Genomic DNA, 17,818 nt, shown 5'->3' on the forward strand with positions numbered 1-17,818 from the left:
CCGGCGCGGATCGGTTCGGAAGGAGCTGGCCGCAGCGCAGCGTCCACGCACGACTGTGGACCATGCTCGGAAGGTCGGCCACTCATGCGTGTGCTCGGCGTGAATGCCATCTACCACGACCCGTCCGCCGCTCTCGTCGTCGACGGCGAGGTCGTCGCCGCCGCCGAGGAGGAGCGCTTCAGCCGCCGCAAGCACGGCAAGCGTCCCGTGCCCTTCTCGGCGTGGGAGCTGCCGGAGCTGGCGATGCGGTGGTGCCTCGAGCGTGCCGGGCTGACCCCGCGTGACGTGGACGTGGTCGCGTACTCGTTCGACCCGGAGCTGTCGAAGTCGGCGGAGGACCTCGGGCTGCACGACCCGTGGGACCACCTGCGCACCACCTACGCGCAGACCGTCGGCGGGTTCCTGCGCAGCGCCCTGCCGGGCATCGAGGCGGCACGCCTGCACCACGTGCCCCACCACGTCGCGCACGCGGCGTCGGCCGCGCTCGCCTCGCCGTTCCCGACGAGCAGCGTCCTGGTGCTGGACGGTCGCGGCGAGCGCGCGTCGCACCTGGCAGGTCGCTACGAGGCCGGGCGCATCGAGGTGTTCACCACCCAGGAGCTGCCGCACTCGCTCGGGCTGCTCTACGAGTCGTTGACGGAGCACCTGGGCTTCCTGCGCTCGTCCGACGAGTACAAGGTCATGGCGCTCGCCTCCTACGGGCAGCCGCGCTTCCTCGACCAGCTGCGCGAGCACGTGTACGCGACCGGGGACGGCGGGTTCGTCGCCGAGATCCCGGACTGGTCGCAGCTCGCGAGCAAGCGCGTCGACGACGGCACGTGGGGCGGTGAGCACGCCGACCTCGCCGCGTCGGTGCAGGTGCGCCTGGAGGAGGTGCTCGTCGACCTCGCCCGGTGGCTGCACGCCCGCACCGGTGACCGCGTCCTGACGATGGCCGGCGGCATCGCGCTGAACTGCGTCGCGAACTCGCGCATCTGGCGTGAGAGCGGCTTCGAGGAGGTGTGGGTCCAGCCCGCCGCCGGCGACGCGGGCACGTCGCTCGGCGCCGCCCTGCAGGCTGCCGCGGAGCTCGGCGAGCCGGTGCGGCCGATGCCGGGCGCGGACCTGGGCCGCGAGTGGGACGACGACCAGCTCGCCCAGTGGCTGCGGACGGCCCGCGTGCCGTTCACGACGCCGGCTCCGGAGCTGTTCGCCGAGCAGGTCGCCGACGTGCTGGCGGCGGACGGCGTCGTCGCGTGGTTCGACGGCCGCAGCGAGTTCGGCCCGCGGGCGCTCGGGCACCGCTCGCTGCTGGCGCACCCGGGGCACGCCGAGAACCTCGAGCGCATGAACGACGTCAAGGGGCGCGAGCAGTTCCGGCCCGTGGCGCCGATGGTCCTGCTGGACCGCGCGGCGGAGATCTTCTCCGACGGCCCGATCCCGAGCCCGTACATGCTCTTCGTGCACCGCGTCGCCGAGGGGTGGCGCGACCGGATCCCTGCGGCCGTGCACGTCGACGGCACCGCGCGCATCCAGACCGTCGACCCGGCGAGGCAGCCGCGCCTCGGTGCGACGATCGCGGCGTTCGCGGAGCGCACGGGGCTGCCCGTGGTCATCAACACGAGCCTCAACACCGCGGGACGGCCGATGGTCGACGACCCCCGTGACGCCCTGGAGCTGTTCGGGTCGGCACCGGTCGACCTGCTGGTCCTGGGACCTCACCTGGTGCGCCGCGCCGACGTCTTCGCGCCCGCCGGGACGACGCGCGCGGCCGACGACCGGCCGGGCGACGGGGGTCGAGACGGCGAGGGAGCGACGGCGTGACGCCGTCGGGGCTCGCGTCGGTGCCCGCGTGGTCGGTCGTCGTGCCGACGATCGGCCGGCCGTCGCTGCGCGCGCTGCTCGACACGCTCGCGGTCCAGCCCTTCGGTGCGGCACTGCCCGCGCCGCAGGAGGTGGTGGTGTGCGACGACCGCCCGCTGAGCGCCACCGAGCCGCTCGACGTGAATGACGTCCCGTTGCCGGTGCGCGTCGTCCGGGTCGGGGGGCGCGGGCCGGCCGCCGCGCGCAACGCGGGGTGGCGACGGGTCGGCACGCCGTGGGTGCTGTTCCTCGACGACGACGTCCTGCTGCCCGGCGGGTGGGCCGACGCGTTCGCTGCCGACCTGACCGGGGCCGACGCCGAGCCCGACGTGGCCGCCACGCAGGGCCGGCTGCGCGTGCCGCTGCCGACGCACCGCCGCCCGACGGACTGGGAGCGCAGCACCGCGGGGCTCCAGGACGCCCGGTGGGCGACCGCCGACATGGCGTACCGGCGGGCCGCGCTGGCGAGGGTCGACGGGTTCGACGAGCGCTTCCCGCGCGCCTACCGCGAGGACGCCGACCTGGCGCTGCGTGTGCGGCAGGCCGGGTGGCGCCTGCGCGTGGGCGACCGCGTGACGACGCACCCGGTACGCCCGGCGGACGACCGCGTGAGCGTGCGCGTGCAGGCCGGGGCACGCGACGACGCGCTGCTGCGTGCCGTGCACGGTCCACGCTGGCGCGACCTGGCCGAGACCGGGCGCGGGCGGTTCCCCTGGCACGTCGCCACGGTGGCGGCCGCGACGGCCGGTGCGGCCGCGCTGCTCGCCGGACGGCCACGCGCAGCGGCCGGGGCGGGCGCCGCCTGGGCAGCTCTGACGGCGGACCTCGTGCGGATCCGCGTCGCCCCCGGCCCCCAGCTCGGTGACGACGGCTGGCGCGACGAGTGGCTGCGGATGGCGTGGACGTCGGTGGTGCTGCCGTTCGCCGCGGTGCGTCACCGCGTCGCGGGCACGCTGGCCCGTCGCGGCGGTGCGCCCGCGTGGCGCCCGGCCGTGCGTGCCGTCCTGTTCGACCGCGACGGCACGCTCGTCCACGACGTGCCGTACAACGGCGACCCGTCGCAGGTGCGCCCCGTGGCCGGCGCGCGTGAGCTGCTCGACACGCTGCGCGCGGCGGGGGTGCCCGTCGGCCTCGTGAGCAACCAGTCGGGCATCGGTCGGGGGCTGCTCACGCGCACGCAGGTGGACGCCGTGAACGCGCGCGTCGCTGAGCTCCTCGGCCCGTTCGGCACCGTGCAGGTCTGCCCCCACACCGACGACGACGGGTGCACGTGCCGCAAGCCGGCGCCGGGCATGGTGCTCGCCGCGGCCCGTGACCTGGGCGTCGCGTCGTGGGAGTGCGCCGTGGTGGGCGACATCGGCGCCGACGTGGACGCGGCGCTGGCCGCCGGTGCGCGCCCGGTGCTCGTCCCGACGCCCGCCACCCTGCCCGCCGAGGTCGAGGCCGCCCCCGAGGTGGCGCCCGACCTGCGCGCGGCCCTGGTGGCCGTCCTGCCCGACGTCGTCGGGACGCCCGCGGACCGGCTCAGCTCGCAGCCGGCGGACGCCCCGCCGCACGAGCCCGAGGTCGGCACCGAGGCGGAGGTCGCCGCATGACGCGTGTCCTGGCGGTCCGGCTGGACAGCGACGGGGACGTCCTGCTCAGCGGCCCGGCGCTGCGCGCGCTCGCCGCGACGGCCGAGCGGCTCGACCTGCTCGCCTCCCCCGCCGGGGCGCACGCCGCCCGGCTCCTGCCGGGCGTGGACGACGTGCTCGTGTTCGACCCGCCGTGGAGCGGGTACGCACCGCCCCCGGTCGACCCGGCGGCGGTGCACGAGCTCGTCGCCGATCTCGCCGCACGCCGGTACGACCGCGCCGTGGTCCTCACGTCCTTCCACCAGAGCCCGCTGCCCGTCGCACTCGTCCTGCGGCTCGCCGGTGTGCCGTTCGTGGCCGGCACGAGCGAGGACTACCCCGGCTCGCTGCTGGACCTGCGCCACCGTCGCCCCGACGGGCTGCACGAGGTGCAGGCCGCGCTCGACCTGGCCACGGCCGCGGGCGGGCGGCTGCTCGACGGGGACGACGGGCGCCTCGCCCTGCGGACCCCCCTGCCGACGCTCGCGGAGGCCCTGCCCGCCGACGCGCTGGCGCGCGCGACGGGCGGCGCGCGCGGCTCGTACGTCGTGGTCCACCCCGGCGCGTCGGTCCCCGCCCGCGCCCCGGCTCCCGACCACGCACGCGCGATCGTCGCCGCCCTGGCCGAGGCGGGCCGCACCGTGCTGGTCACGGGCGGACCCCGCGAGCGCGACCTCGCGGCGCGCGTCACCGCCGGCGTCGCCGGTGCTGTGGACGTCGCGGGCCGGACGTCGTTGGCAGGGCTGGCGGCGGTGCTCGCGGGCGCCGACGTCGTCGTCGTCGGCAACACCGGCCCCGCGCACCTGGCCGCCGCCGTCGGCACACCCGTGGTGTCGCTCTTCGCGCCGGTCGTCCCCGCGGAGCGGTGGTCACCGTGGGGCGTGCCGAGCGTCCTGCTCGGGGACCAGGAGGCGCCGTGCGCCGGGACGCGGGCGCGCGAGTGCCCCGTGGCCGGGCACCCGTGCCTGTCGTCCGTCGCACCGAGCCGCGTCGTGGCCGCGGTCGAGGCGCTGGCCGTCGCGGCGGCGCCGGCCGTCGCACCTGTCGCGGGCACCCCCACGAGCGCATCCACGGACGCGCCCGCCGCACCGCAGGAGGTGACCGCATGAGGATCCTCGCCTGGCACGTGCACGGCTCGTGGATGACGTCGTTCGTCCAGGGCGCGCACGAGTACCTCGTCCCCGTGGACGCCGCCCGCTCCCCCGACGGCCTGGGACGCGCCCGCACGTGGGACTGGCCCCCGTCCGTCCGGGAGGTGCCGCTCGAGGGCCTGCGAGGCGAGCGGTTCGACGTCGTCCTGCTGCAGCGCCCCCGCGACCTCGAGCTGCTCGAACGGTGGGCCGGCCTGCGCGCGGGTGTCGACGTGCCGGCGGTCTACGTCGAGCACAACACCCCGGTGGAGCACCCGGTCGCGACGCGTCACCTGCTGGCCGACCGCGACGACGTCCTGCTGGTGCACGTGACGCCGTTCAACGCGCTGGTGTGGGACAACGGCCGTGCTCCCGTCACGGTCGTCGAGCACGGCGTGCCCGACCCCGGGCACCTGTGGACCGGCGAGCGCGCGCGTGTCGCCGCGGTCGTCAACGAGCCGGTGCGGCGCTGGCGCGTCGCGGGCACGGACGTCCTGCTGCGCGTCGCCGACACCGTGCCCGTCGAGGTGTACGGCATGGGCATGACGGCGCTCGCGCAGCACCTGCCGGCGCACGCGGCGCACCTGCACGACGACGTGCCGCAGGCCCGCATGCACCGGCAGCTCGCCGGTGCCCGCGCCTACCTGCACCCGTACCGCTGGACCAGCCTGGGGCTCTCGCTCGTGGAGGCGATGACGCTCGGGATGCCCGTCCTGGCGCTCGCCACGACGGCCGCGCCCGAGGCGGTGCCGGCCGACGCGGGCGTCGTCAGCAGCGACCCGGCGGACCTCGTCGCCGCCGCACGCCGCTGGCTCGCCGACCCGGCCGAGGCGAAGGAGCGCGGGCTCGCCGCGCGCGAGCACGCCCTACGGCGGTTCGGCCTGGAGCGGTTCCTGTCCGAGTGGCACGAGGTGATCGAAGGGGTGACGCGATGAGGATCGCGATGGTGTCGGAGCACGCGAGCCCGCTGGCGGTGCTGGGCGGCGTCGACGCGGGCGGCCAGAACGTCCACGTCGCGGCGCTCGGGAGCGCGCTGGCGGACCAGGGGCACGAGGTGACGGTCTACACGCGGCGCGACGACCCGGACCTGCCGGAGCGGGTGCCGATGACCCCGGGCCTCGAGGTCGTGCACGTGCCCGCCGGGCCGCCCACGGCCGTGCCGAAGGACGAGCTGCTGCCGTGGATGCGGGACCTCGGGTCCTGGGTCGCGGACGACTGGGCGACGCACGGTGCGCCGGACGTCGTGCACGCGCACTTCTGGATGTCCGGCCTGGCCACGCTGCAGGCCGCCGCGGCGCACGGCGTGCCGACGGTGCAGACCTACCACGCACTCGGCTCCGTGAAGCGACGCCACCAGGGTGCCAAGGACACGAGCCCGGCGGGCCGGATCACCGCCGAGGCGGCGATCGGGCGGCACGTCGACGCGGTGGTCGCGACCTGCACGGACGAGGTCCGCGAGCTCGCCCGCCTGGGCGTTCCGGCGTCGCGTGTCCACGTCGTGCCGTGCGGCGTCGACGTGGACCACTTCCGCCCGATGCGCCGCGCCGCGGGTCCGTTCCCGCGCCGCCAGCGGCACCGCCTGCTGTGCCTGGGCCGGCTCGTCGAGCGCAAGGGCCTCGACACCGTCGTCACCGCGCTCGTCGACCTGCCCGGCACGGAGCTGCTGGTCGCCGGCGGGCCTGACGCGGGCGCGCTGGGTGACGACCCGGAGGCGAGCCGACTGACGGCGCACGCTGCGCGGCTCGGCGTGGCGGACCGCGTCCACCTGCTGGGGTGCGTCGGGCACGACGACGTCCCGGCGCTCGTCTCGTCGGCGGACCTCGTGGTCGCGACGCCCTGGTACGAGCCGTTCGGCATCGTGCCGCTGGAGGCCGCGGCGTGCGGTGTGCCGGTCGTCGGCAGCGCGGTGGGCGGGCTGCTCGACTCCGTCGTCGACGGGGTCACGGGTGTGCTGGTGCCGCCGCGCGACGCCGGAGCACTCGCGCGTGCCGTGCGCGACCTGCTCGCCGACCCGGCACGCCGCCGGGCGTGCGGTGCGGCGGCTCGTCGACGGGCCCTCGCGCGCTACTCGTGGCAGGGCGTCGCGGCGCAGACCCAGCTCGTCTACCAGTCCCTCACGCACGGCGTCGGCGCCGTCGCGCGGGTCGAGGAGGTGGCGGTGTGAGCGCCCGCGCGTGGATCGAGACGCACGACGCCGAGCTGGGCGCGGGCCTGCGCAGCCTGCGCGGCCAGGCGGGCACGGTCGAGCGGTGGGGCGCGACGCTCGCGCACCGCCTGCCCGACGGGGCCCGGCTGCTCGCGGCCGGCAACGGCGGGAGCGCCGCGGAGGCGCAGCACCTCACGTCCGAGCTGGTCGGGCGGTTCCTCCACGAGCGGCGTCCCCTGTCGGCGCTGTGCCTGTGCTCGGAGAGCTCGAGCGTCACGGCGCTCGTGAACGACTACGGCATCGAGGAGATGTTCGCCCGGCAGGTCGAGGCGCACGGCCGGGCCGGCGACGTCCTGGTGCTGCTGTCGACCTCCGGGCGCAGCGCCAACGTGCTGCGCGCCGCCGAGCGGGCGCGCGAGGTCGGCGTGGAGGTGTGGTCGATGACCGGCCCGCGGCCGAACCCGCTCGCCGCGCTCTCGGACGAGGTCCTGGCCGTCGATGCACCGACGACCGCCGCCGTGCAGGCCGTCCACCTGGTCGCGGTGCACGCCGTGTGCGCGGTGCTCGACGAGCACCTCGCCGTGCGCACGGCCGCCATGCGCGACACGGCGGCCGCGACCGCCCTTCCGGGGACGGCCGCAGCCGTGGAGGTACCGGCGTGAGCGGCGACGTGCGCGCGCGCCCGCACGTCGTCGTGGTCGGCGACGTGGTGCTCGACCGCGACGTCGAGGGGCGGGTCGACCGGCTGTGCCCCGACGCGCCCGCGCCCGTGCTCGACGTCACGCACGTCCGCGAGAGCCCGGGCGGCGCAGGGCTCACGGCGCTGCTGGTGGCGCAGGACGCGCGGGTGACCCTCGTCGCGCCGCTCGCCGACGACGCCGCCGGCCGTGCGCTGCGCGAGCGGCTGGCGCACGACGTCGACGTGCTCGCGCTGCCGCACGCCGGCGCGACGCGCCGCAAGGTCAGGGTCCGCAGCGCCGCCCACTCCCTGGTCCGGATCGACGACGGCGGACCCGGCACGCCCGGCGCCGTGCCGGTCGACGCGGTGCGTCGCGTGCTCGCCGACGCCGACGTCGTGCTCGTGTCCGACTACGGCGCCGGCGTCACACGCGACGACGACCTGCGTGCGCTGCTCGCCGACGCGGCCGCTGCCGGACCCGTCGTGTGGGACCCGCACCCGCGCGGCGGTCCGCCCGTACCCGGCGTCACGCTCGTGACGCCCAACGTCGGCGAGGCGCGCGGCTCCCTGCGCGACGACCCGACAGGGGCCGACGGTCCGCCCGACGACCTGGCACGTCGCCTGCGTGAGGTCTGGCAGGCGCGCGCGGTGGCCGTCACCGTGAGCGCCGACGGCGCGTTCGTGGCGGCCGGCGGCGATGCGCAGTACGTCCCCGCCCCGGCCGTCACCGGCGGCGACCCGTGCGGTGCCGGCGACCGGTTCGCGGGGTCCGCGGCGCTCGCGCTGGCGGCCGGCGCGCTTCCCGTCGAGGCGGTCGCCCGCGGTGTCGCCGACGCGAGCGACTGGGTCGCGGCCGGCGGCGCCGAGGCGTACCGCCGGCACGACGGACGCCCCGCCGCACGGACCGCCCCACGCGCCGCGACCGACGTCCGACGCCCGCAGGCACGGGGCGACGGGCCCGCCACCGGGGTGACGTGCGAAAACGCGCAGGCCGACGCGCTGCCGGCGCTGGCCGCGCGCCTGCGCCGCGACGGACGCTCGCTCGTCGCCACGGGCGGCTGCTTCGACATCGTCCACGCCGGCCACGTCGCGACGCTGCAGGCCGCCCGCCGGCTGGGCGACGCGCTCGTCGTCCTGATGAACTCCGACGCCTCCGTGCGCCGCCTCAAGGGCGCCGGTCGCCCCGTCGTCACCGCCGCGGACCGCGCCCGCGTCCTCGAGGCCCTCGACTGCGTGGACGCCGTCGTCGTCTTCGACGAGGACGACCCGCGGGCCGCCCTCGACCGCCTGCGCCCCGACGTGTGGGCCAAGGGCGGCGACTACGGCGGCGCCCCGCTGCCCGAGGCCGCGACCGTGCGCGCCCACGGCGGCCGGGTCGTGCTGCTGCCCTACCTCGACGGCCGTTCGACGACGTCGATCATCGAGCGCTCGGGCGTCGCCCGCGCCACCACCCCCAAGGAGACCGTGTGAGCACCGTCCTCGACCCCGCCGACTCCCCCGCGCTGCTGGCCCCGCGCGAGCTGGGGACCGTGTTCGTCACCGGGGGCGCCTCCGGCCTCGGGGCCGCGGTCGTGGACGCCGTGCTCGCGTCGGGCGGGACGGTCGGCGTGCTCGACCGCGTCGCGCCGGCGGCGGACGTGCCGCACGTCGAGGTGGACCTGTCCGACTCGACGGCCGCCGCAGCAGCCGTCGAGGAGCTCGTGCGGCAGGTCGGGGAGCCGACGGGCGTCGTGACCGCCGCGGGCACCGACGCGTGCGGGCGGCTCGTCGACATCGACCCGGCGACCTGGGAGAAGGTCGTCGCCGTCAACCTGTTCGGCACGGTGGCCGTCGTGCGCGCGGCCGTCCCGTACCTGGAGAAGGTGCGCGGCACCGTGGTGACCGTCGCCTCGACGCTCGCGCTGCGCGGCATGAGCGACGCGACGGCGTACAGCGCGTCGAAGTTCGCGGTCCGCGGGTTCTCGCACGCGCTGGCCGCCGAGCTGGCCGGCAGCGTCGGCGTCACGTGCCTCATCCCCGGCGGCATGCGGACCGCGTTCTTCGACGGCCGCACCGAGCAGTACCGACCCGGCCCGGACGCCGACCTGAACGACCCGCGCGCCACGGCCGGCGCGGTGCTCACCGCCCTGCGCCAGCCCGTCGGCTCGGAGATCCGGGAGCTGCTCGTCATGGCCTCCGGGGAGAGCTCCTGGCCGTGAGCGACGACCACGAGGGCGACGTCCTCGTCCTGCGGGCCCTCGGGCTGGGTGACGCGCTGACCGGCGTCGCGGCCCTGCGGGGCGTGCGGCGCGCGTGGACCGACCGACGGGTCGTGCTCGCCGGGCCCGCCGCCACCGGCACCTGGCTGCGCGACCTCGGCGTCGTCGACGACGTGCTGGTCACCGACGGGCTCGCACCGCTCGCCTGGGACGGGACCGGTCACCTCGCCGTCAACCTGCACGGCCGCGGTCCGCAGAGCCACCGCGCGCTGGCGGCGACGCGCCCGGCGCGGCTCGTGGGGTACGCGACCACCGAGCACCCCGACGGGCCGACGTGGCAGACCGACGAGCACGAGGTCACCCGCTGGTGCCGGCTGGTGACGTCCGTCGGAGGGCCGTGCGACGCGTCGGACCTGCGCCTGGCCGTGCCGCCGGACACGTCCACCGCGCCGGGCACGGTCCTGCTGCACCCCGGCGCCGCGTCGGGGTCCCGGCGCTGGCCGGTCGAGCGCTGGGGGGACGTGGCCCGGGCGCTCGTCGACGCGGGCCGGGACGTCACGCTGACGGGTGCGACGACGGAGGCGGACCTGTGCGCGGCCGTCGCCGAGTGGTCGGGGCGCGACGTGCGCGTGCTCGCCGGGACGCTCGACCTGCCGGGGCTCGCGGGCGTCGTCGCCGGCGCACGGCTCCTGGTGTGCGGCGACACGGGGGTCGCGCACCTCGGCACGGCCGTCGGGACGCCCTCGGTCCTGCTGTTCGGCCCCACCCCGCCACGGTGGTGGGGCCCCGCGATCGACGCCGACCGGCACGCGGTGCTGTGGCACGGCCACCCCCACCGGCCGGGCGACCCGCACGGGTCCGACGTCGACCCGGCGCTCGCCGCGATCACGGTCGACGAGGTGCTCGACGCCGTCGCCGCGGTCCTGGCGGCGCCGGACCCCGGCTGACGCGCGTCAGGCGGTGCGCTCGAGCGCGTCGGCGAACCACGCGACCGTGCGTCCCAGGCCGTCCTCCCAGGGGACCTCGGGAGCCCAGCCGAGGGCCTCGCGGGCCAGCGCCGTGTCCGGCCGGCGGACCTCGGGGTCGTCGACAGGACGGTCGACGAAGGTGATGGCCGACCCGGACCCCGTGGCGGCCACGACGTCCTCGGCGATGCGCCGCACGCTCAGCTCCGTCGGGTTGCCGATGTTGACGGGCCCGGGGTGGTGGCTGTCCGCGAGCGCGAGGATGCCGCGCACGAGGTCGTCGACGTAGCACACGGACCGCGTCTGGGAGCCGTCACCCGCGACGGTCAGGGGCTCGCCGGCAAGCGCCTGGCGGATGAACGTGGGGATCGCGCGGCCGTCGAAGGGGCGCATCCGGGGGCCGTAGGTGTTGAAGATGCGCACGATCGCCGTGTCGACGCCGTGCGTCGCGCGGTAGGCGGTGGTGATGGCCTCGGCGTAGCGCTTGGCCTCGTCGTAGACCCCGCGGGGTCCGACCGGGTTGACGTTGCCCCAGTACGTCTCGGGCTGCGGGTGGACGAGCGGGTCCCCGTAGACCTCGGAGGTCGAGGCCAGGACGAACCGCGCGCCCTTCTCCATGGCCAGCCCCAGCGCGTGGCCGGTGCCGATGGCGCCGACCTTCAGCGTGTGGATGGGCAGCTGGAGGTAGTCCAGCGGGGACGCGGGCGACGCGAAGTGCAGGACGAGGTCCACCTCGCCGGGCACGTGCACGAAGTCCGTGACGTCGCACCGCTGGAGCCGGAAGCGCGGCGACTCCGTGAGGTGCGCGACGTTGGCGGGCGTGCCCGTCAGGAAGTTGTCGAGCGCGACCACGTGCGCGCCGCGTCCGACGAGCTCGGTGCACAGGTGGCTGCCGAGGAACCCGGCTCCTCCGGTGACGACGACTCGACCCGCAGTGACCTGGCTGCCGGGCATGCGCACCTCCGACGTGGTCCACGCGCGCCGGCACGGTCCAGGCCCGCAGGTGCGTGGTGGGAGACGACGATCCCACGAGGGGCCGGACCCCACCACCGCACGACGACCCCGGAACGGTCGCACGCGCGGCGGCGTCAGCGACGAGGAGGCGCAGGACGCGTGGCCTCCGCGCTGCTCACGCTTCCGCGGACACCACGGGCGACCACGTCGCCGACGCCTGCGCGGTGACCGCGTCGTACCGGTCCAGCACGATCGTCGCGAGTCGCGGATCAGGGGCCAGCGCGTCCGTCACGACGTCGGCACCCGCCTCCAGCACCCGGTCGAGGAAGAACCCGGGCGCGAGCAGGTACGACGCGACCACGACACGCCCGCCCGGGGCCAGGTCGGTACGTGCCGCGGCGACGGCCTCCGCGACGCGCGGGTGCGCGCCCGCGCCGTAGCCGACGGTGACCGGCCGCGCCAGGTGCGCCGCGAGCGCGGCGACCACGAGCCGGACCGCGTCGGCCGCCTCCGGGTCGGTCGAGCCGGCCGCGGCCAGCACGACGGCGTCGTCCGGCGCCAGCCCGACCGCGGCCAGCCGGTCCGCGAGGATCTCGACGAGCAGCGGGTCGGGACCCAGCGGGCGCGCCGCAGCCGCGCCCGGCCGGTCGACCGCCCCGTGGATGTCGACCTTGACGTGGAACCCCACCGACAGCAGCAGCGGCACCACGACGGCGGGTGCGGACCCGACGGCTCCCGCCACGACGGCGTCGACCTCGGGCTGCTGCACGTCGACGAACGCCTCGCGCACGTCCAGGTCGGGACGCGCCAGCGCGACGTCCGCGAGGATCGACGCGATCGCCGCGCGTCCCGGGACGCTGTCGGTGCCGTGCGAGCAGCCCACCAGGACGGGCGCCGGGGTGGACGTCATGACTGCTCCTGGAGCTCGATCCGGTAGCCGCGCTTGACCACCGTGCGGATGAGCGCGCGGCTTCCGGTGGCGTCCCGCAGCCGGGCGATCGCGACCTCGGCCGCGTGCGGGTCGGACGATACCCCCGGCAGCGCCGCGAGCACACGGTCGCGCGGCACCACCGAGCCGCGCGCGTGCGCGAGCAGCCGCAGCACCTCCAGGCCCGTGCGGGATAGCGGCAGGACCCGGCCGTCGAGCACCGCCGCGCCGCGGCGGACCCGCAGCGGGCCCGCCACCGTGTCGAGCGCCTCGATGCCCCCGTAGTGCGTCACGACGGCCCGCACGAGCGACCCGAGCCGCCCCCGGTCCGGCACGAGCGGGTCGATCCCCGCCTCGACCAGCGGCCTGGCCGTCACCGGTCCCACGGCCGCGAACACGACACCCCCCGACGCGTGCCGGCGCACGACGCCGTCGAGCACGCCCGCCTCCTGCGCCGCCGCCACCCACGCGGCGGCGCCCGGCGCGGACGTGAACACGACGGTGTCGATCTCGCCGTCCGCGACCGCACGCGCCGACTCCCGGACCAGCGCGGGGTCCGGCGGCGGGCCCCAGCGGTACACGACGACGCTGCGCACCCGGGCACCGGCGAGCGCGAACGCCTCGTCGAGCCCGTCCCCGCCGGCGCCGTGGTGCTGGATGACGATGTCGCGGCCGGCGACGCCCTCGTCCAGGAGCGTCTCGCCGATCTCGGCGCTCGTCTCCGACTCCGCGACCCAGTCGGCGCTCAGCCCGGCGGCCTGGATCGCGCCGCGCGCCTTGGGCCCGCGCGCGACGATGCGGGTGGCGCCGAGGACCGCGAGCAGGCGGTCGGCGACGCCCGCGGCGTCGGCGGCCTCGATCCAGCCACGGAACCCGATGCCCGTGGTCACGACGACCGTGTCCGGCGGGTCGGCCAGCAGGTCGCGCGTGCGCTCGAGGAGCAGCGCGTCGTCGGTGTGCGGCACCATGCCGAGCGCGGGCGCGTGCCGCACGGTCGCACCGCGGCGCTCGAGGGCGGCGCTCAGCTCGGAGGCCCGGCGGTCGGCGGTGACGAGCACGACGCAGCCGGCCAGCGTCTGGTCGATCATCTGCCCCGTCACGCGCCCATTGTCGCCGGGTCCGGGGCCAGGTCGTCCACGGGCTCGCCCTGCGGGACGTCGAGGAGGCCCGGACGGGCGACCTCGCCGATCACGACGACGGCCGGCGAGCGCACCCCGCGCGCGCCGCACAGCGCCGCGACCTCGTGGAGCGGGCCCCGCGTCACGCGCTGGTCGGGCAGGGTCGCCTGCTCGACGACGGCCACGGGGACGTCGGGGTCGACACCGCCGGTCAAGGCGTCACGGACGAGCCCGGGCAGCGCCGCGACCCCCATCAGCACGACGACGGTGCACGAGCGGTCGCGCAGGCCGGTCAGCGCGACGGCGGACCACCCGTCGGTCCCGTTCATGACGTGCACGGCGCCGACGACGCCCCGGTGGGTCAGGGGGATCCCGGCGGCCGCGGCCGCCGCGAACGCGCTGCTGACGCCGGGGACGACCGTGACGGGGACACCCGCCGCACGGCACGCGGCGACCTCCTCCCCGCCACGGCCGTACACGAACGGGTCCCCGCCCTTGAGCCGCACGACCAGACGCCCGCGCTGCGCGTGCTCGACCAGGATGCGGTTGATCTCGTCCTGCGGCACCGGGTGGTGACCGGGCGACTTGCCGACGTCGACGACCTCGACGTCGGCGGGCAGCTCGGCGAGCACGTCGGTGGGGCCCAGCCGGTCGGCGACGACGACGTCGGCCTCGGCGAGCGCGCGCCGCCCCGCGACCGTCAGCAGCCCGACGTCCCCGGGCCCGCCGCCGACCAGGACGACGCGGCCGCGGTCCGCCGCCGCACGCCGGCGCCGCAGGTCGACGTCACCGGCCCGCAGGTGCGCCGCCAGCCGGTCGCGCACCTGCACGGTGCGACGGGGGTCGGCGCCCGTCGTCGACACGACGCCCACCAGGACGTCGCCGGCGCGCGTCGTCGCTGGCGTGCGCGCGGTCCCGGCCGCGGGCCGGCGCGGCCCGCCCGCGTCCACGCAGAAGACCCGCCGCGCGGTCGCCCACGCGACGACCGCGGCGTCGGTGGCGCGCTCGCCCGTCGCCGTGTGGACCAACCACACGTCGTCGAGGTCGGCCTCGACCACCTCGCGATCCGACCAGCGGGCACGGCCGGCGACCACCAGGTCCGCCAGCGGCTCGCACACGTGCGGCGCGACGACGTGGACGCGGGCGCCCTCGTCCGCGAGCGCCTCGGCACGCCGGGCCGCGACCGGTCCCCCACCGACCACGAGCACGGGCCGGTCGGTGAGCTCGACACCCAGCAGCGCGGTCACGCGGCGCCCCCGCCGACGGCGACCCGCACGTCCCCGTCGGCCACCTGCACCGTCCAGGTGCGCAGGTCCGCCGCGTGGCCCGCGACCGGCTGCTTGCCGGCGGCGTCGAGGCACGCGCCGGTCCGCAGGTCGAACACCTGCTTGTGCATGGGCGAGGCGACCGTGGGCACGTCCTGCCCGTCGACCCGCCGCGTGCCGACGATGCCGCGCGCCAGGACGTGCGCGTCGCTGAACGGGTCGTGGTGCTGCACGGCGAGCACGGTGTCGTCGAGCAGCCGGAACAGGGCGACCTGCGTGAGCACGGGTGCGCCGGCGACCTCGTCGGGCACGAGGGCGGCGGCACCGCGCTCGCGCGCGAGGTCGTCCAACCGGCACACGGTGAGCCACGTCGTGGCACGTTCGTCGAGCGTCGTCATGACCGGACCTCCAGGGTGGTGCCGGCGACGAGCACGGCGCGCTCGTCGGCGGAGGCGGGACGCACCTGGCCGCGCTCGGGCACGTACGCCAGGGACGGGTCGGGGACGTCGGGCGCGTTGACGAACGAGGCGAACCGCTTGAGCTTCTCCGGGTCGTCGAGCGTCGCGCGCCACTCGTCCTCGTAGTCCTCGACGTGCCGCGCCATCTGCTCGTCGAGGTCGGCGCAGATGCCCAGGGAGTCGTCCAGGACTACCGCCCGCACGCCGTCCAGGCCGCCCTCGACCTCCTCGATCCAGGGGGCGGTGCGCTGCAGCCGGTCGGCGGTGCGCACGTAGTACAGCAGGAAGCGGTCGATCGTCCGCACGAGCGTCTCGGTGTCCAGGTCCTCCGCGAGCAGCCGGGCGTGCCGCGGCGTGAACCCGCCGTTCCCCCCGACGTACACGTTCCAGCCCTTGTCGGTGGCGATGACCCCGACGTCCTTGCCGCGGGCCTCGGCACACTCCCGTGCGCACCCCGAGACGCCCAGCTTGATCTTGTGCGGCGAGCGCAGGCCCCGGTAGCGCAGCTCGAGCATCACGGCCAGCGCGACGGAGTCCTGCACCCCGAACCGGCACCACGTCGACCCGACGCACGACTTCACGGTCCGCAGCGACTTGCCGTACGCGTGCCCGGACTCGAAGCCGGCGTCGACGAGCCGGCGCCAGATCAGCGGGAGCTGGTCGATGCGCGCCCCGAACATGTCGACGCGCTGACCGCCGGTGATCTTGGTGTACAGACCGAAGTCGCGCGCGACCTCGCCGACCGCGATGAGCCCCTCGGGGGTCACCTCGCCGCCCGCCATGCGCGGCACGACCGAGTACGAGCCGTCCTTCTGCAGGTTCGCCATCACGTGGTCGTTGGTGTCCTGGAGCGTCGCCCGCTCACCGTCGAGGACGTGCGCCGGGGCGGTCGTCGCGAGGACGGACGCGACGACGGGGCGGCAGATGTCGCACCCGCGCCCGTGCGTGCCGAACCGCTCGACGACCTCGGTGAACGTGCGCAGGCCCGCGACCCGGACGGCGTCGTACAGCTGCGCGCGCGACAGGGTGAAGTGCTCGCACAGCGCGCTGCTGACGGTGACGCCGAGCTTGCCGAGCTCGGTGGCCATGAGCTTCTTCACCAGCGGCAGGCACGACCCGCAGCTGGTGCCGGCACGGGTGCACGCCTTGACGGCGCCGAGGTCGTGGCAGCCGTCCTCGGCGACCGCGTGCCGGATCGCACCGGCGGAGACGTTGTTGCACGAGCAGACGCTCGCGTCGTCGGGCAGCTCGAGGTCCGGTGCACCCGCGCCCCCCTCCGGCAGCAGGAACGCGGCGGGGTCGCCGGGCAGCTCGCGGCCGACCATGGGGCGCAGGCTCGCGTACGCCGAGGCGTCACCGACGAGCACCCCACCCAGCAGGGTCCGGGCGTCGTCGGACATGACCAGCTTCTTGTACACCCCGCCCACCGGGTCGGCCCACACGACCTCGAGCGCGCCGGGGGTGCGCGCGAACGCGTCACCGAAGCTGGCGACGTCCACCCCGGCGAGCTTGAGCTTGGTGGCCGTGTCTGCGCCCGGGTAGACCGCTCCACCGCCGAGCAGCCGGTCGACCGTCACCTCCGCCATCGTGTAGCCGGGCGCGACCAGCCCGATGCAGGCACCCTGGATGCAGGCGACCTCCCCGACCGCGGACACGTGCGGGTCGTCCGTCAGGCAGGTGTCATCGACGACCACACCGCCGCGCGGGCCGATCGGCAGCCCGCAGTCGCGGCCCAGCTCGTCGCGCGGCCGCACGCCGGCCGCCACCACGACGACGTCCGCGTCGAGGCGCGTGCCGTCGGCCAGCTCGACCCGGCCGACGCCGCCGCGACGGTGCGGCACCACCCGCGTCGTCCTCGACTGGGTCCGCACGCCGATGCCGAGGCGGTTGACCAGGCGGCGCAACGCCTCACCGCCGCCGAGGTCGACCTGGGCGGACATCAGGTGCGTGTCGACCTGCAGCACCGTGGGCCGCGCGCCGAGGGCGTCGAGCGCGCCCGCCGCCTCCAGACCGAGCAGCCCACCGCCGAGCACGACGCCGCGGACGGACCGCTCCTGCGCGAGCTGGGTGACGTAGCCCCGCAGCGAGGCGACGTCGTCGAGCGTGCGGTACACGAACACGCCGTCGAGGTCCGCACCCTCCATCGGCGGCACCCACGCGAACGAGCCGGTCGCCAGGACGAGGTGGTCGTAGCCGAACGTCCGGCCGGACTGCGCCGTGACCACGCGCGCTGCCCGGTCGACCGCGACCGCCTTGTCCCCCCGCACGAGCGTCACGAGCGGGTCGTCCCACAGCGCCGGGTCCCCGAGCGCGAGGTCCTCGGGTGTACGCCCGGAGAAGTAGCTGGTCAGGGCGACGCGGTCGTACGGGCGTCGGGGCTCCTCGGCCAGGACCGTGACCCGCCAGGCCCCGGTGGTGTCGCGGTCGCGCAGCGCCTCGACGAGGCGTTGCGCCACCATGCCGCCGCCGACGACGACGAGGTGACGGGGGTCCATGGGGCCTCCTGGTGCGATCCGGCGCGG

General features: G+C 76.7%; 15 protein-coding genes. 9 read left to right on the forward strand and 6 right to left on the reverse strand.

The window, feature by feature from the left end:
• The first annotated feature begins 84 nt into the window (after nucleotides 1-84).
• Genes IR158_RS18640 through IR158_RS18685 form a run of 9 tightly spaced genes read left to right on the forward strand, consistent with a single transcriptional unit; the run spans nucleotide 85 to nucleotide 10,555 of the window.
• A complete protein-coding gene (locus IR158_RS18640; protein WP_291815816.1) occupies nucleotides 85-1,803 on the forward strand; it encodes a carbamoyltransferase C-terminal domain-containing protein in 1,719 nt (572 codons plus the stop codon).
• Entirely contained in the window at nucleotides 1,800-3,437 is a 1,638-nt protein-coding gene (locus tag IR158_RS19390) for an HAD-IIIA family hydrolase (protein ID WP_366928476.1), read from the forward strand. Before IR158_RS18640 ends, IR158_RS19390 begins: the two co-directional genes overlap by 4 nt.
• On the forward strand, nucleotides 3,434-4,564 hold the full coding sequence (locus IR158_RS18655) for a glycosyltransferase family 9 protein (RefSeq protein ID WP_291815818.1): 1,131 nt from the start codon (nucleotides 3,434-3,436) through the stop codon (nucleotides 4,562-4,564). Before IR158_RS19390 ends, IR158_RS18655 begins: the two co-directional genes overlap by 4 nt.
• Nucleotides 4,561-5,520: a glycosyltransferase family 4 protein gene (locus IR158_RS18660; RefSeq protein ID WP_291815819.1), complete on the forward strand. Its 960-nt coding sequence runs from the start codon at nucleotides 4,561-4,563 to the stop codon at nucleotides 5,518-5,520. Before IR158_RS18655 ends, IR158_RS18660 begins: the two co-directional genes overlap by 4 nt.
• Entirely contained in the window at nucleotides 5,517-6,749 is a 1,233-nt protein-coding gene (locus IR158_RS18665) for a glycosyltransferase (RefSeq protein WP_291815820.1), read from the forward strand. Before IR158_RS18660 ends, IR158_RS18665 begins: the two co-directional genes overlap by 4 nt.
• A complete protein-coding gene (locus IR158_RS18670; protein ID WP_291815822.1) occupies nucleotides 6,746-7,393 on the forward strand; it encodes an SIS domain-containing protein in 648 nt (215 codons plus the stop codon). Before IR158_RS18665 ends, IR158_RS18670 begins: the two co-directional genes overlap by 4 nt.
• Complete coding sequence (locus IR158_RS18675; RefSeq protein WP_291815824.1) at nucleotides 7,390-8,880, forward strand: PfkB family carbohydrate kinase; 1,491 nt, start codon at nucleotides 7,390-7,392, stop codon at nucleotides 8,878-8,880. The genes IR158_RS18670 and IR158_RS18675 overlap by 4 nt, the downstream gene beginning before the upstream one ends.
• Nucleotides 8,877-9,608, forward strand: a complete 732-nt coding sequence (locus IR158_RS18680; RefSeq protein WP_291815826.1) for an SDR family oxidoreductase — start codon at nucleotides 8,877-8,879, stop codon at nucleotides 9,606-9,608. Before IR158_RS18675 ends, IR158_RS18680 begins: the two co-directional genes overlap by 4 nt.
• The gene (locus IR158_RS18685; protein WP_291815828.1) at nucleotides 9,605-10,555 is read left to right on the forward strand and encodes a glycosyltransferase family 9 protein; all 951 of its coding nucleotides are present in this window, start codon (nucleotides 9,605-9,607) and stop codon (nucleotides 10,553-10,555) included. The genes IR158_RS18680 and IR158_RS18685 overlap by 4 nt, the downstream gene beginning before the upstream one ends.
• A 6-nt stretch (nucleotides 10,556-10,561) precedes the next feature.
• Here IR158_RS18685 and IR158_RS18690 read toward each other — a convergent pair whose 3' ends face one another.
• The 6 genes from IR158_RS18690 to nirB all read right to left on the reverse strand — a co-directional run bounded on the left by IR158_RS18690 (nucleotide 10,562) and on the right by nirB (nucleotide 17,791).
• A complete protein-coding gene (locus tag IR158_RS18690; RefSeq protein WP_291815831.1) occupies nucleotides 10,562-11,527 on the reverse strand; it encodes a UDP-glucuronic acid decarboxylase family protein in 966 nt (321 codons plus the stop codon).
• A gap of 175 nt (nucleotides 11,528-11,702) precedes the next feature.
• Nucleotides 11,703-12,437, reverse strand: a complete 735-nt coding sequence (locus tag IR158_RS18695; RefSeq protein ID WP_291815833.1) for a sirohydrochlorin chelatase — start codon at nucleotides 12,435-12,437, stop codon at nucleotides 11,703-11,705.
• Complete coding sequence (locus IR158_RS18700) at nucleotides 12,434-13,543, reverse strand: uroporphyrinogen-III synthase (protein WP_291815961.1); 1,110 nt, start codon at nucleotides 13,541-13,543, stop codon at nucleotides 12,434-12,436. The genes IR158_RS18695 and IR158_RS18700 overlap by 4 nt, the downstream gene beginning before the upstream one ends.
• 8 nt (nucleotides 13,544-13,551) lie before the next feature.
• A complete protein-coding gene (cobA, locus tag IR158_RS18705; RefSeq protein WP_291815835.1) occupies nucleotides 13,552-14,820 on the reverse strand; it encodes a uroporphyrinogen-III C-methyltransferase in 1,269 nt (422 codons plus the stop codon).
• Nucleotides 14,817-15,236 carry a nitrite reductase small subunit NirD gene (gene nirD / locus IR158_RS18710; RefSeq protein WP_291815837.1) on the reverse strand — a complete coding sequence of 140 codons (420 nt, stop codon included), beginning with the start codon at nucleotides 15,234-15,236 and terminating at the stop codon, nucleotides 14,817-14,819. The genes cobA and nirD overlap by 4 nt, the downstream gene beginning before the upstream one ends.
• The gene (gene nirB / locus IR158_RS18715; RefSeq protein ID WP_291815839.1) at nucleotides 15,233-17,791 is read right to left on the reverse strand and encodes a nitrite reductase large subunit NirB; all 2,559 of its coding nucleotides are present in this window, start codon (nucleotides 17,789-17,791) and stop codon (nucleotides 15,233-15,235) included. Before nirB ends, nirD begins: the two co-directional genes overlap by 4 nt.
• Nucleotides 17,792-17,818 lie beyond the last annotated feature (27 nt).

The sequence above is a fragment of the Cellulomonas sp. genome (assembly GCF_015234515.1).
GTDB lineage: Bacteria > Actinomycetota > Actinomycetes > Actinomycetales > Cellulomonadaceae > Cellulomonas.